The organism is Enterococcus sp. LX10, assembly GCF_023539285.1.
Lineage (GTDB): Bacteria > Bacillota > Bacilli > Lactobacillales > Enterococcaceae > Enterococcus > Enterococcus faecalis.
The window spans coordinates 1,917,677-1,932,992 of the sequence record NZ_CP092784.1; the positions used below are offsets into that span (position 1 = coordinate 1,917,677).

At 37.4% G+C, this 15,316-nt stretch carries 13 protein-coding genes and 1 riboswitch; of the genes, 1 reads left to right on the top strand and 12 read right to left on the bottom strand.

The window, feature by feature from the left end:
• Nucleotides 1–223: 223 nt before the first annotated feature.
• The 6 genes from MKZ30_RS09040 to MKZ30_RS09065 form a co-directional block, all read right to left on the bottom strand.
• Entirely contained in the window at nt 224–1,543 is a 1,320-nt protein-coding gene (locus MKZ30_RS09040; RefSeq protein WP_033600655.1) for a nucleobase:cation symporter-2 family protein, read from the bottom strand.
• 2 nt (nt 1,544–1,545) lie between these two features.
• Nucleotides 1,546–2,127, bottom strand: coding sequence for a xanthine phosphoribosyltransferase (locus MKZ30_RS09045; RefSeq protein WP_002356804.1), 582 nt, complete (start codon nt 2,125–2,127; stop codon nt 1,546–1,548).
• A 154-nt stretch (nt 2,128–2,281) separates the two neighbouring features.
• Nucleotides 2,282–2,379, bottom strand: a riboswitch (purine riboswitch).
• 146 nt (nt 2,380–2,525) lie between these two features.
• Nucleotides 2,526–3,212 (bottom strand): beta/alpha barrel domain-containing protein, encoded by a 687-nt coding sequence (locus tag MKZ30_RS09050; RefSeq protein WP_010816649.1) that lies wholly within the window; start codon nt 3,210–3,212, stop codon nt 2,526–2,528.
• A gap of 19 nt (nt 3,213–3,231) precedes the next feature.
• Nucleotides 3,232–3,873 carry a glycoside hydrolase family 73 protein gene (locus MKZ30_RS09055; RefSeq protein WP_002366997.1) on the bottom strand — a complete coding sequence of 214 codons (642 nt, stop codon included), beginning with the start codon at nt 3,871–3,873 and terminating at the stop codon, nt 3,232–3,234.
• A 99-nt stretch (nt 3,874–3,972) separates the two neighbouring features.
• Complete coding sequence (locus tag MKZ30_RS09060; RefSeq protein WP_002384259.1) at nt 3,973–4,152, bottom strand: hypothetical protein; 180 nt, start codon at nt 4,150–4,152, stop codon at nt 3,973–3,975.
• A gap of 59 nt (nt 4,153–4,211) precedes the next feature.
• Nucleotides 4,212–4,736, bottom strand: a complete 525-nt coding sequence (locus MKZ30_RS09065; protein WP_002382789.1) for a hypothetical protein — start codon at nt 4,734–4,736, stop codon at nt 4,212–4,214.
• A gap of 166 nt (nt 4,737–4,902) precedes the next feature.
• On the opposite strand from MKZ30_RS09065, the gene MKZ30_RS09070 reads away from it, so the two are divergent.
• Nucleotides 4,903–5,862, top strand: coding sequence for a Gfo/Idh/MocA family protein (locus MKZ30_RS09070; protein ID WP_002389307.1), 960 nt, complete (start codon nt 4,903–4,905; stop codon nt 5,860–5,862).
• Nucleotides 5,863–5,907: 45 nt separating this feature from the next.
• On the opposite strand, the gene asnS is transcribed toward MKZ30_RS09070, so the two are convergent.
• The 6 genes from asnS to MKZ30_RS09100 form a co-directional block, all read right to left on the bottom strand.
• Entirely contained in the window at nt 5,908–7,260 is a 1,353-nt protein-coding gene (gene asnS / locus MKZ30_RS09075) for an asparagine--tRNA ligase (protein WP_002374359.1), read from the bottom strand.
• Nucleotides 7,261–7,276: 16 nt separating this feature from the next.
• Nucleotides 7,277–8,476, bottom strand: coding sequence for a pyridoxal phosphate-dependent aminotransferase (locus tag MKZ30_RS09080; RefSeq protein WP_010715361.1), 1,200 nt, complete (start codon nt 8,474–8,476; stop codon nt 7,277–7,279).
• Nucleotides 8,477–8,514: 38 nt separating this feature from the next.
• A complete protein-coding gene (locus tag MKZ30_RS09085) occupies nt 8,515–9,033 on the bottom strand; it encodes a cell wall elongation regulator TseB-like domain-containing protein (protein ID WP_002382785.1) in 519 nt (172 codons plus the stop codon).
• 75 nt (nt 9,034–9,108) lie between these two features.
• Nucleotides 9,109–11,898 (bottom strand): ATP-dependent DNA helicase DinG, encoded by a 2,790-nt coding sequence (locus tag MKZ30_RS09090; RefSeq protein WP_033600656.1) that lies wholly within the window; start codon nt 11,896–11,898, stop codon nt 9,109–9,111.
• A gap of 180 nt (nt 11,899–12,078) precedes the next feature.
• Nucleotides 12,079–13,455, bottom strand: a complete 1,377-nt coding sequence (locus MKZ30_RS09095; protein WP_033600657.1) for a hypothetical protein — start codon at nt 13,453–13,455, stop codon at nt 12,079–12,081.
• Between the two features lie 218 nt (nt 13,456–13,673).
• Nucleotides 13,674–15,131: an amino acid permease gene (locus MKZ30_RS09100; protein ID WP_010816652.1), complete on the bottom strand. Its 1,458-nt coding sequence runs from the start codon at nt 15,129–15,131 to the stop codon at nt 13,674–13,676.
• Nucleotides 15,132–15,316: the final 185 nt, after the last annotated feature.

Below are 15,316 nucleotides of genomic sequence, written 5' to 3' on the forward strand. Positions count from 1 at the left end.
AACTTCAAGTGCCAGCAGTGTTTCCCTTAGGTTTTCTCATCAGAATTTATTAACATATTTTAGGATAAAACAGCGGTAACTTACTATTCGTCTCTTTGTAACCAAGCATTTTTCTCTTATTCTCTTCAAATTGATGAAAACATTAAATTTTTCTAAACGATGATGAGGTCAAAAAAGTATGAAAGAAAAGCCACCTGACCTTATCTATCATACTTTTTTGAAACTATTCGTTACTTTCTGAGGTTTCTTTTAAACCATTGAATAAAAGATTTAAAATAATTGCGGTAATGCTGCTCATGACAATTCCATTACCAGTAAACATGCTAACAGTTTCTGGTACTTTATTAAAGAGCGTTGGCATAATATTAAAGCCTAAACCAAAGCCAATCGAAATGGCAATAATTAATAAATTTTTGTCATTTGAGTAGTCAACTTTTGACAACATGCGCATTCCTTGGACAGCCACCATTCCAAACATAACCAGCATTCCGCCGCCTAAAACTGGCTCTGGGATAATTTGAGCCATCGCACCAATTTTTGGTAATAAGCCTAAAATAATTAAGAAAAAAGCAGAAAAATAGATTGGCCGACGTGTTTTGATCCCAGATAATTGAACTAACCCGACATTTTGCGAGAAACCTGTATAAGGAAACGTATTAAAAATCCCTCCTAAAATGACGGCTAAGCCTTCTGCATGATACCCACGACGTAAATCATCTTCGCCAATTTTTTTCCCTGTAATGTCTCCTAAGGCAAAATAAACACCTGTTGATTCAACCATACTAACAATTGAAATAATAATCATCAACACAATAGAAGAAAGATCAAACGTTGGTTTGCCAAAATAAAATGGCTGTGGAAAGTGAAACCACGTAGCTTGACCAACAGGAGACAAATCAACTAATCCCAGAAATGCAGCTAAAATTGTGCCGCCGACTAGGCCGATTAACACGGCAATTGACTTGATAAAGCCACGTCCCCAAACTTGCACAACAATGATTAAGGCAATTGTTACAAATGCGAGAAGCAAGTTTTTAGGATCACCAAAACTTTTGTCCGTTGCTAAGCCGCCACCCATTTTTTCAACAGCAACAGGAATTAAGGTCAAACCAATAACTGTAATGACTGTGCCGGTGACTAAAGGCGGAAATAGACGTTTAATTTTTGAGAAAAATCCTGCAATAAGAACGACAAAAATGCCCGAAGCAATAATTGAACCGTAAATTGCCCCAACCCCTTTGTTCGTACCAATCATGATTAAAGGCGCAACTGCTTGAATGGCACAACCTAAAACGACTGGCAAGCCAATCCCAAAAAACTTATTCACCGTCAATTGTAAAAGTGTCGCAACGCCGCACATAAAAATATCGATTGAAATCAAATACGTCATTTGTTGCGAATCAAAATTCAAGCCGGTTCCGATTAATAAAGGTACGGCAACTGCTCCAGCATACATCGCTAATAAATGTTGCAATCCTAAAACGGCGGCTTTCCCATTTGGTGTTTCCGTCTGTTGTTGTGTATTCAATTGTTTTGTTTCCAAGATTATGCATCCTCCTCTAAAAACGTCACCGTTCCTTCACTTAATGAAGCGATACGTGCTAAAGAGACTACATTTAAGCCCATGTCTTCTAATAACTGACGACCATCTTGGAATGATTTTTCAATTACGATACCAATTCCTTCAACCTTTGCACCAGCCTGTTGGCATAATTCTACCAATCCTTTAGCAGCTTGTCCGTTAGCTAAAAAGTCATCAATAATCAACACTTTATCAGCATCAGATAAAAATTTTCTTGAAATGGAAATTTGACTTGTCACTTGTTTTGTAAATGAATAAACTGAAGCTGTTAAAAGCTCTTCATCCATGGTTAAACTTTTTGCCTTACGCGCGAAGATCATTGGCACGCCTAATTTTTGCGCTGCGTATAAGGCAGGAGCGATTCCTGATGCTTCAATTGTAATTACTTTGGTAATGCCTGCTTCTGCGAAAACCTCAGCAAAACGATTACCCATAGCCTCCATCAATTCTGGATCCACTTGGTGCGTAATAAAACTATCTACTTTTAAAACACCTTCACCTAATACACGGCCATCATTTTTAATACGTTCGACTAATTCCTTCACAATATGAACTCCTTTACTTATTTTTCGATAGATGCTTTGTTCTCATCCTGAGGAAAGGACGGTTCGTTAAAAACGAACGAAATAAAACAAAGTGCTATTTATATTCGTGTTCTAACAAAAGAAAAAAGCCCATTTTGCCAAAGCAAAAAAGGGCTATCCGCTCTTCTTCACTTATAGACCAGCATTTACGGTGCTGGGTAGAGACGGTCAACCGTATTTTGACCTTATACAAGCTTCTATGTTTCTCTAGGATAGTACAAAAATCTCTAACTTTCAATGGTTTAACAACTTTTTTTCATTAGAATTTTCAAATAATTGGTTCATTCTTCCATTGTTCCGTAAAAGCGAACATTAAATAGCCAAAAACGCTTTGGCAGGATCGGCTGCCAAAGCGTTTTTTATTCTTCATCGGTTGCTTTTTCTTGTTCACGATATTTTTTCATTTTTTTGCTGAATAATTCACCGTTACTAGGGGGCGTATATGTAATAGCATTCGCTCCGGCGATAATGGTTTCATGAATACTCGATTCAGTTGGTCCTCCTGTTGCAATAATCGGTAATTCTGGATACTTGCCACGAAAATAGCGTACAGTGGCTGCAGTGTCTTTTCCTGCACTGATATTAATCATATCCACGCCAGCCGCAAGTTTTTCCTCAATTGGCGTATGAATAGAAGTTACTGTGCTGATAATAGGAATATCGATTGCTTCATCCACCATTTTAATTGTTTCAATTGGTGTAGGACCATTCAAAACAACACCCATTGAGCCTTGTGCTTCTGCAAATAAACTCATATAAGCAGAACGCATGCCTTGCGTTAAACCGCCGCCGACTCCTGAAAAGACAGGAATATCCGCTGCTTCAATAATGCCTTTTGTAATCGCTGGATGCGGTGTAAAAGGATATACAGCAATCACTGCCTGTGCATCCGTATTGCGGATAATCGCAATATCTGTCGTAAAAATAATTGATTTTATTTTACGGCCAAAAATTTTAATGCCACTGGCTTGCCGAATAATCTCTGGCATTTTTACAATATCTTGTTTCAGCGGCGTCATAATTTCTGGAATCCACTTTTCGCTCATTGTCATCGTTCCTCCATGCTTAACGGTCGTATTTATTTAAATTGTATTCTTCAATTACATGAATGATCTTATCAGCGTATGTAGGATCCGTTGCGTATCCAGCATCTTGAAGCGCTTGTGCGGCCTCTTTATAATTTTTGGCTAACAAGACTTTTTCATATAAATTTGGATCCCAATCGACCCCATCAACAAATAACTTGGTATGATCTCGCATGGATTCTTCCCAATTGTCATAAACTCGAAAATCACCCTGAATCGTAATCCAGACCTCATTGACATACTCTTTTGTTTCTAAATTGACTTTTGGTTGATTGCCATATGCTTTAATCCCAAAAAGATTGTTATATTTCGATGCTAATTGACTTTGTCCAAAATTTGATTCTAAAACTGCTTGCCCCATAATAATACTTGGTAACACCCCGTAAGATTCTTGTAATTCACGTGCATACGGTGTGATTTCAGCAACAAATTCTTCTTTTGAGATGTTTTCATTTTGGCGATTGACTGACTCGCTTTGTCCCTTATCTGAATCAGAAAGGACAGATAACGAAAAGACAAAGGCCAAACCGACGACAACTACGCCTAAGAATAACTTTGGCAAATTCAGCTGCTTTTTTCTTTTTTTCTGATAGTTGCTCACTTCATTAATTCCCCACTTCATCTTTTATTTTCCGATAAAATGTTTCACTATCTTTCACTTTCGTGATTGATTTCATTTGTTACTATAACCGAATAATTGTATCATTTTCACAGAAAATTATCAACTTTCATCACTGCTTACGCTCGTGATTTCAGTACTTGATTCAGTGGTAGCAGTTGAAGAAACTGTACTACTTTCAGAAATTTTAGTGGACGATTTCACTGTTGTTTCAGTTGATGTGTGAACAGATTCTTCAACTGGCTTTTTGCCAAAAAAGACAAAAATTACCGCACCAAACATAATAATCACAGATAAAATCCCAGCAATTGTGTATTTCAAAAGACCATCCTTCCTATTCGTTATTCACCTACGTAAGTATCCATCAGATTTTCATTGACCCAATCTAATAATTCAACTTTTGAACCTTCCAATTGTCGTTGAATCGTAGCTGGTAACCGGAATGTAATAATGTCATCAAAACCCCATTCACCATAGGCCAGCGTCACTTTCAAATCGATATAACCAGCAGCAATTTCTTGTTCCTGTTTATTGTTAGGAATCAATTCTACAACGCCCAAATCAGATTGTAGCCATTTTTTGGCAATTGTTGTTTTTAACCGTTTATATTCCGAAACAGCTAGGTTACGTTTTTCCGGAAATAAGATGGTTTGGCGGAGTATTTTTTGAGTCAGCATCCACTCATAATCCGTAAACAAATTCTTAATTTTTTGCATGACTTCATTGTCCAAACCAAATTGGCCTTCTTTCCAAGCTTGCCAATCGGCTGCTTGAATTTGATAAGCGGAGTAAAAATTTTCTTCTGTTTGGTACTGTTCAATAATTGCGTCAACAATAATATCTACATAAACTTGATGCATAATCATTCGCCTCCATTTTCTATTTTACTGAAATTCTCTAAAAAAAGCATCTTTTTATCTCTGGATTTTATCATATTTACAAAATTGTCCTTGTTTTCTAATTTCTCTTGTTTACAGTATAATAAATAATGAAGAAGATTTGAAGAAATTGCATAGATTAGGAGGACTTCTTTTGACAAAAAAATTATATCAATGGGGCATCGTCGGATTAGGTGGGATTGCCCACGAATTTGCTTCAACGTTTAAACAAGAAACTAGCCAACTTGCAGCTGTTGCTTCGCGGACATTGACTAAAGCAGAACAATTTGCCGCTGATTATTCAATCCCTAAAGCCTATGGTTCTTATGAAGAATTGCTAGCAGATGAAACAATCGATGTTGTCTATATAGCAGTACCAAATAAACAACATGCTGAACACATTTTAAAAGCGCTCCAGGCCGGAAAACATGTGTTGTGTGAAAAAGCTATTACGATGAACGCGGCAGAATTAAAACAAGCCTTGGCAGTTGCAGAAAAAAATGACCTTATTTTAGCAGAAGCCATGACTATTTTTAACATGCCACTATACGACGAATTACGTCGCTTGATGGATGCTGGCAAATTTGGTCAGTTAAAAATGATTCAAGCACCATTTGGAAGTTACAAAGAACCCGATCCTAAAAATCGCTTTTTTAATCCTGACTTAGCAGGCGGCGCATTGTTAGATATTGGTACTTATGCGGTTTCGTTTGCTCGTTGGTTTCTCAGCTCACAGCCAGACGTTTTAGCTTCTAGCATGGTTCCCTTCTCTACTGGTGTTGATGAACAATCGGTGACATTGCTTCGGAATAAAGAAAATGAGTTGGCGACTATTTCATTAACATTCCAAGCAAAAATGCCAAAGCAAGGAATTGTTGCTTTTGAAGATGCCTATATTACCATTACAGATTATCCACGTGCAGATGAAGCGATTGTTCACTACAATGACGGTACGGTTGAGACCATCGTTTCTGGGTACTCAGCTGAAGCCATGAATTATGAAATCTACAATATGGTTGAAGCAATCAAAGGTACTCAACCCAACCGCTCCTTATTTTTCACGACAGAAGTCATTGATATTTTGGACCAGATGCAAAAATTATGGCAGAATTAAAAAAAGAACTTCGGCTTTTGCTGAAGTTCTTTTTTTTATTGTTCTCTATGGATAAATACGGTTTAACATACGTGGGAACGGAATCGCTTCACGAATGTGTTCATTACCAGTAATGAACGTAACAGCACGTTCTAAACCTAATCCGAAGCCAGAATGTGGCACAGAACCGTATTTACGTAAATCTAAATACCAGCTGTATTCTTCTTCAGATAAGCCAAACTCAGCTACTTTTTCTTTCAAATAATCATAATCAGTTGCACGCTCTGAACCACCGATAATTTCACCATAACCTTCTGGCGCAATTAAATCGGCACAAATTACAACATCTTCACGTGTTGGATGTGGTTTCATGTAAAAGGCCTTAATAGCTTTTGGATAATTTAAAATGAATGTTGGAACGCCATAGTAATTTGAAATAAAGGTTTCATGTGGGCTACCAAAGTCTTCGCCCCATTCAATGTGATCATAATCATTGTTTGCTTCTTCTTTTTGTAATAACTCAATCGCATCATCGTAAGTAATACGTTTGAATGGTTCCGAAACATATTTTTCCAGTAAAGCTGTATCACGTTCTAAAACATCCAATGGATATTGTTGATTTTTCAATACTGATTTAATTAAATGTTTTACGTAGGCTTCTTGAATATCTAGTGATTCTTCATGAGTTGTGTATGCCATTTCTGGTTCAATCATCCAGAATTCCGTTAAGTGACGACGAGTTTTGGATTTTTCCGCGCGGAAGGTTGGTCCAAAAGTAAAGACTTTTCCAAATGCCATCGCACCAGCTTCTGCATATAATTGACCTGTTTGTGATAAGAATGCTGGTTGTCCGAAGTAATCTGTTTCAAATAATTCTGTTGTGCCTTCTGGTGCTGAGCCAGTTAAAATTGGGCTATCAATTTTAATGAATCCTTGTTCATTAAAGAACTCGTAAGTAGCACGAATAATTTCGTTACGAACTAACATGATCGCATGTTGTTTGCTTGAACGTAACCATAAATGACGATGATCCATTAAGAAATCTGTGCCGTGTTCTTTCGGCGTAATTGGGTAATCTTCTGAAGCGCCAACGACTTCTAAATCAGTGATATCCATTTCATAGCCGAATTTAGAACGGCTATCTTCTTTGATAACACCAGTAACCATGACTGCTGTTTCTTGTGATAAGTGTTTAATTTCTTGGAATTTTTCTGTACCAGCTTCTTCACCAAAGGCTTCAATGAAGTTTGGTTTGAACACGACACCTTGGAAAAAGGCTGTCCCGTCACGTAATTGTAAAAAGGCAATTTTTCCGCTTGAGCGTTTGTTAGCAATCCAAGCGCCAATTTTTACTGTTTCTCCAACATGTTTGTTTGAATCAATAATTTGAATTTGTTCCACGTCTGTCTCTCCGTTCATTTCTTAGTTTATTCTTTTAGGCGTTGTGCTGAATTCGTTTCTTTTCTATAAAGTCATTCATTCGCTCAATCGCTTTTTCTAACGTCATTAAATCTGTCGCATAGCTCATCCGCACATGTTCTGGTGCACCAAAGCCCTCTCCCGTTACCAGAGCAACATGCGCTTCTTGTAATAAATCTTCCACCCAATTAGTCACGTTATCATACCCACAAATTTCTAACGTTTTTTTGACATTCGGGAATAGATAAAAGGCGCCTTCAGGTTTTATTAGCGAAACGCCTGGCAAAGCTGCTACTTTTGGATAGATATGATTTAGGCGTTTTTCAAAGGCCTGACGCATGTCTTCAACTGTCGACTGTTCACCTGTTAAAGCCTCAATTGCCGCATATTGGCTAACTGCGACTGGATTACTGGTGGATTGTGAAGCGAGTTGTGTCATTGCTTGAATAATTTTTTCATCCCCGACTGCAAAACCAATGCGCCAGCCTGTCATTGCATATGTTTTGGAAACGCCATTAATAATGATTGTCTGTTGGCGAATTGCTTCTGAGATGGTTGCAATTGGTGTGAACCGATGTCCATTGTACACCAAACGACCATAAATATCATCTGCAATAATGAGGATATCATGAGCAACTGCCCATTCACCAATTTGGCGTAATTCTTCTTCCGTATAAATAACACCAGTTGGGTTAGATGGTGAATTTAAAATGATTGCTTTTGTTTTGTCCGTTCGTACAGTTTCTAATTGTGCGACTGACACTTTAAATGATTGCTCTTGCGTGCTTGATACAAACACTGGCTTGCCTTCTGCTAACTTGACTTGTTCACCATAACTTACCCAATAAGGGACAGGGATAATCACTTCGTCCCCAACGTTCAAAATGGCTTGAAATAATAGATACAGCGCATATTTGGCACCATCTGTCACAATAACTTGCTTGGGTTGATAACGAAGTTGATATTCTCGTTCCACATAAGAGACAATTGCTTGCTTTAATTCAGGAATGCCGCCAGAAGGTGTGTAATAACTTGCTCTTCCATCCTCAATTGAAGCAATTGCTGCTTTTTGAATATTTTTTGGGGTCACAAAATCTGGTTCCCCAACCGTTAAGCTTAAAACATCTACACCTTTTGCTTTTAATGCTTTCGCTTTGGCGGCAGCTGCTAATGTAACAGAAGGAGTCAATTGCTGTGCTCGATTTGATACGTTCATACACCTTTCACTCCCACTTTCATCAAAACCTATCTAAATTAAATATCTTTGACAACGTTGATCTCTTCGCCTTTATCAAAGCTCATAAGATAATATGTTAGTACTCCTTGATCATTTTCGGTGACCACTTCCCATGCAGGGCGCTTATCATAAAGCCCTAACGTAGCTTTCATCACCGATTCATCGGGATGGGCTTTAGCAACAATGTCTGTTATTTGTTGTTCAGTTTGACCATCTTTTTGATTTAAGACCGTGACTTTTTCTCCCGATTTAGGGACAATCACGACAATCTCTGTGCCTTTATCATTTTTGCCGGTTAAAGTAAAATACGTATTTTTGCGTGTAAACCAGTAAAATTTATCAACTGTTTCTAAATTAGCAGAAGTTTTGGCAATTGCGGTTGCTTCTTTTTTGGCTTGAGCCATTGGTTGATTGGTTCGTACAAAAAAGATAATTATTGTTACAAGAATTGCTAAAAGGATTGCCAATAGGGTTAAAAGGACAGTAATCCGTTTCTTCTCTTTCTTTTCTTCTAATTCCTCCAAAAATCCTTCCATCCTCTCTAAACTTACTGGGTCTTATTATAGCAGAAAAATAGCGGCCTTTCACAAATATGACCTAAAAATAATCGATTATTTGTTTAAAAATTCCTTTAATTCTTCTAAAATTTCAGGCATGGGCGCTTCTTTTACTGAAAGTCCCTTGGGAAACGCTTTGATTAATCGTTTGCCATATTTTGCAGTGACTAAACGACGATCCAGAATCAGCAATGCCCCTCTGTCTTCTTCAGAACGGATTAGACGGCCCAGTGCTTGTCGCAAACGTAAGGCTGCTTTCGGTACCGCTTCTTGAGCAAATGGTTGTATCCCTTCTGCTTCTAAATACGCATATTTTGCTTGCACAAGTGGTCGTTTCGGGTTTTCAAAAGGTAAACGCGTGACTATCAATAACTGTAAAGCTGTTCCTGGTAAGTCCACACCTTCCCAAAAGCTATCGGCTCCTAGCAAGACATTCGGTTTTCCATTAGAGAACCGTTTAAGAATTTTTTCACGACTGCCGCTAATCCCTTGGGCGAGGACCTCTTGTCCTTTTTCCAATAATCTCGGCTGGACTTGATGATACACAGTGGACAATAATTCATGCGAAGTAAAAAGAACCAACAGCGAACGTTCCTCTTGCGCCATCAATTTTTCAATGGTATCTGAAATGTATTGACCCATTTCATAGGAAGAGGCATTTTGAATGGCTACTGCTTCTTCCGGTACATAGACTCGCGCATTTTCTGCATAGTTATATGGCGTTGGCAGGGTTTTGAACGTCACCTCTGTTAAACCTAACCGTTGCGGTAAATACTTTTTATTGTTGCCAAACTTCAATGTGCCGCTTGTATAAATAATTCGTTCATACCGCGGATACCACTTTGTTTCAGGAAGCAAACTAGCTTCTAAGTCATGAATTTCAATCAAGCCATGGTCTTCATTTTGTGGTAAATATTCTTTTACCCAACGTGGACGCCAATCATCAAGATAAATGGTAAAACAGTGATGAATACGTTCAATTTCATCAAAAAATTGAAACAAGCGAACAAAAACGATGCGATCAGCCAAACTAAAGGTTTCCAACTGACTCATAATTGTTTGCTGTAACTTACTTTGAATAGTTAACAACTCCTGCAGTAAAAGCTGGAGCGTTTGACTATGTTTTTCTCCCGCAGCAGATAAATAATCAATACGTTCTTTGGTTAAAAGCAACTCCTGATGGTCTATCCGCTTCTGCGTTTTACTAAATAAACGATGCAATTCAAAAAGAAAATCTTGCCATTCATCCACAAAATCCAGTAAACCTTGCTGATAAATTTTTACAAACCGCTGCTCTTCAGAAAACTGTTGAAAAATTTGCTGTAAAGCAACAAAAAGTTGTTCTTTTTCAATAAAATGTGTGACTTGTTTTTTTAGTATCACACTGTTCACTCGTTCGCTCGCCATCCGACTAGCGATGTCTGGTAAATGATGTGCTTCATCAATAATTAGCCACGGACTTTCAGGTAATAACGGTTGTTTTCTTAGCGACTCTTGCGCCAAAAATGCATGATTAACAATCAACACGTTACTTTGAGCGACTTTTTTATACAGATGTCTTAAAAAGTCAACTTCATAAAGTTCATCTTTTTTTGAAAGAAAATCCAATCCGCGATGTGTAACTTCTTTCCAGAATAAATGATTTAAATTCGTCAATTGTAGTTCATCTAAATCGCCCGTTTCTGTTTCTAGCAACCAGACGAGAACGCCCATTTGATAAAGAGCGTATTGTTTTTGCGGAGTTGGCTGATTCAACGTTGCCTTAAAGCGTTGTAAATCAAGATAGTGTCGATGGCTTTTAATAACAATGCCTCGTAATTTCCCTTGGCAGATTTGATTGGCTAATGGTAAATCTTTTTCCACTAATTGATTTTGTAAAACAATCGAAACTGTTGAAATGATGACTGGTTTTTCTGGCGTTGCTAAATAGCTCATCGGCAACAGATAGCCTAATGTTTTTCCCGTTCCAGTCGCTGCTTCAATAAATAAATCTTTTGTCGTTCCTTCTGTAAAATGATCATAGACTAAATTCATCATCCGACTCTGTTCCGCACGATAAGCGAAACGTTCGCCAAACAGTTTTTCTTTGGCTTTTTTAGTTTTGGGATACGTACTAGTCTGATAGAACGTTTCTTCAAAAAGAGGAACTTCTTTTTTGCGTAAAGCAATGCCACTGACCACTTGATAAGCTGGATTTAATGGTGTGACTTGTTTTTTCATTTGTTCATACGTTTGTTGAATAAAGGCACTGGTTTCCCGCGCTGTCTGTTGACTTAATTCCGCAATTTTTTCCATAGTGACTAATGGTAAAGATTTCATTTTTTCTTGAATTAATAACAAAAGTTCGGCTGTAACCTGCGCATCACTATCTGCTTGATGGGGATTCTCATGAGACAAACCTAAACTTTCCGACAAATCACTTAAACGGAAACTTTTTTCTGTCGGTAAAAAAATCTGTGCCAATTCCACTGTATCAATGGCTGGAATGGTAAGTGGCGGCGTGCCACACCGTACCAGTTCACGAGCTAAAAAATTATAATCAAAGTGGACGTTATGCGCCACAAAAATAGTATCTTCCAGATAATGATAAATTGTATGTGCTACATCTTCAAAATAAGGCGCTTTTTGAACTTGCGTATTACTAATCCCAGTTAAACTTTGAATTTGTTTTGGTACTACTTGATTGGGATTCACATCTGTCGCAAAGTTCGCAATAATCTTTCCATCTTGAACGAGAACGCATCCAAACTGAATGATCCGATCACTTGTAGGATCTGTTCCAGTCGTCTCAAGGTCAACTACTGCATACACTTGTTTGTCTTTCAATGACTTCACGCCTTTCATTCATCTTTGAAAATTATACTACAATTTATAGGATTTTCACTAGTATTTCAAAAATTCTCTTGAAATCTTTTCCAGAGATAATAAGAAAGAGCCTGAAACAAAAATCCAAAGTGATTTTTGTTTCAGGCTTAAAAGCTGATAAACTGAACGGTTTTGTCTTACCTTCTCCTAAATAAACGATTAATAACAGTCAAGGATTTTCTGCATATACTGGTTTAATTGCCCATAGCCTTCCAATTCTCTGATTACTGGGAGCGGACAACGAACCTTTTTATTAAATAGGGTCCGCTTTTCAACATATTCTGTAACTTCGTCTAAAAATTTATCTAATCCTTTTTCTAATTTTATACAACTTAACTGATTGCAAATTCGCACGTCTCCTGCCTTTTTCTTTTGAACTTGTTTAAATGATTGTGAGAATGCTTTTGCTTCAAGCATTTGTGCTTCTAACTGTCTTTTTTCAATCGTTATTTTCGGAACTGCTTGATTTCCATCAGTATCCTCTAACTGGCGACTCATAAAGCGACGATAAATTTCCTCTTCTAATTCGTCCAATTGTCGTTGAAAGTCTGCAGGAATTGTCCGACTTGATGAATTTTCTTCCTCACTTTCCATAGAGACAGCTTCTTTTTCTGGCTTCTGCTCCTCTTCTTTTTCGGCAGATTCATTCACTGAATTTAGCGAGCTTTTTTCTGTTTCTTGTAGAAAAGTAAATAAAGGTTTTGCCGCGGTGCTCTGCTGGTTTTCTTGAGGTTCTTCTGGCAGCGCTTCTTTAAATGGCGCTGGTTCAGATAACACTGGTTCTTTCGCTCGTTCTTCAAGCGCTGGTTTGTTAACAGGAAGCACTGCTTCACTTGGTGCTACAGTAGTTTCAACTTCTTGCTTTTCCAGATTATCAGGCGAGAGATTGACGTCTGGTTGTTCCGGATTAGTATCCTCTGATATTTTCAGAGATGCCTGTTCTGCGGCTATCACAGGAGAAGCTCTTTTCAAATGGATCGTTTTTATTTGTCTAGAAATGACGGGATTTCTCGTTTGATTAACGGCTTCATTCAAGGAGGCTAAATTTTCTTTTAAAAGTGTCAACATTTCACGTAAGACAGCAATTTCACCAGCTAATTCCGTTAATTGATTTTCTTGCGGCACTACTTGCACATTGGTTTCATTCGTACGGACTGTTTTTTTATTTTTAGTTGTCGGTATTTCATACATCCATTGTTTTAGTGCGAATCGTAAGTCACGAGTGGTCGGCTCAAAGCTTCCAAAATAAACAGTGTAGTACATTAACTCCGTTTCAACATAGACATAAATCTTTTTAACAATTAACTCTTCAAACTGTTCTGATTCATCCCAACTTTCACATAAAGCCTCAAAAAATTGTTCCCCTTCTGCTAAATTTTGGTACTCTTTCGCTAAATAAAGCTTGCGAATTAAGTAAAAATTATACGGTGTTTCAACATTATCCGCATAAATTTCTCGTCCTAAAAAATCTGGATTCGTTTCTTTACAAAGAAAGACCGTTTTCTCTTCTGGTTGTGTTTCAAGTGTTTTAGTCATGAGGTTCACTTCCTTTTTCTCCGTTAATAACCATTTTTTAATGATAGATACCTTTAGTATACAGGAGAAATTCTTCTGATTTTCTCATATTTTTAAGAGACAATAGAAATTTTAGAGAAAAATCGACAGAAAAAAACGTGAGACAAACAGTCCTATTGACCATTTATCTCACGCAAAATACTTAAACTGACTATTTTATCCTTGAAACATGTAACCAATTATTCTGCTGAATCAATTGGCAAAATCGTGTCTTTTTTCTCGCGACGTGCAATTGCTGGTAAAATCATTCCTAATAGAATTAAGACGATTGGTGTCACAATGTTAGAAGCTAATTGGAACAACCAGCCTTGAGGGTCTGAGGCATACTCAAATTTAGGCACCATTCCTAGGATACAAGCAAAGGCTGTAAATAGGAAACACCAAAGACCAAACACAAAACCAATTTTAGGATTTTTAACAAATTTATATTCTGAATTAAATTGTTTGTATGCTTTGTTTAGAAGCATATAGGCAAAGAAGACCCACAAGTAACGCATTGGCATAACTACAGAATTTAAGTTAGTTAGCCATTTAACCACTTCGTTCATGTCCTTCAACCCAAACATCGGTAAAGCGATAATAATACTTACTAAAATACCTGTTAATAGGTAACCATTAATTAACGTACCTTTTTTCGTACGTTTGCGTAACCAACTTGGAACAAATTCTGGATCTGCTTCAGCTAAAAGAATTTTCAGTGGAGCATCAATTGAAAAGGCTAACGCAGCCACTTGACCCACTGTATTCGTCAAAGCATAAACAATCATTAAGAGATTACCGACACCATAATATGCGCCTAATTTTTGGAAGGCACTGTAGGCACCATTTGCCATTAAATCTTTAGGAATATTGTCACTTGAGAATAACATTCCCATTGCAAATGAACCTAAAACAGCCGATAAACCAACCATTGCTGCTAGGAAAATCATTCCTTTAGGGAACTCTTTGGCTGGATTTTTAGTTGCATTTACGTAAGGAGAAATTTTTTCAGCGCCACCTACCGCAAAAACTAACATCGATACGGTTGTAAAATAACTAAAGTCAAATTTAGGAATGTAAGTGCTGACTTGTGACATGTTTGGCGTCGCAAATTCAACCGTTGAATTAATAAATGGTGCGCCTACCGCTAATAAAATGAATAAAATAGACATCACAAACATGGCGGTTCCAGCTAAACCACCAATAACTTTTAAGGTGGTTAACCCTTTTGTTGATAATAACAAGAAAACCAAGAAAATTATTAATGAAATAAATGATACCGTTACTATTGGCATCGTATTGACTAGGTTTCCATTCCCTTGAACTGCCCAACCTAAGGCAATTAAAATTGCTTGTGGTTTTTGTGCCAAGTAAGGAATGTGCACTACCCAATAAGTCCATGCTGCATAATAGGCTAGACGTTTAGTACTGGTGTTTTGCACCCACGAACTAACCCCACCATTACTGTCTTTAAATGTTGAACCTAACTGTCCTACGATTAACGCATAGGGAATAAAATATAAAACTAAAATCAAAAGCCATGAAGTGACCACTGAAGTCCCTTGTTGTGCATAATTATTCACAACATTTCCAAGACCCCAGACCATGTTAAAGGCAATTAACCCGACGGTGAACCATCGTAATTGCTTTTTGTCCATATAACCAATTCCTTTCTTATAAAAAAAATAAAGCTCTTCATTTATCATAAGCATTTTACTTTTTATGCACAAGCTCAACATAATTAAATAAAGATGGCTTTTTAATAAGTAATTAAAACGCTTCTAGCAATGATTTTCTAATTTATTTGATGACTAAAAAAGGCCGGTGAATAAGTTGCTTCACC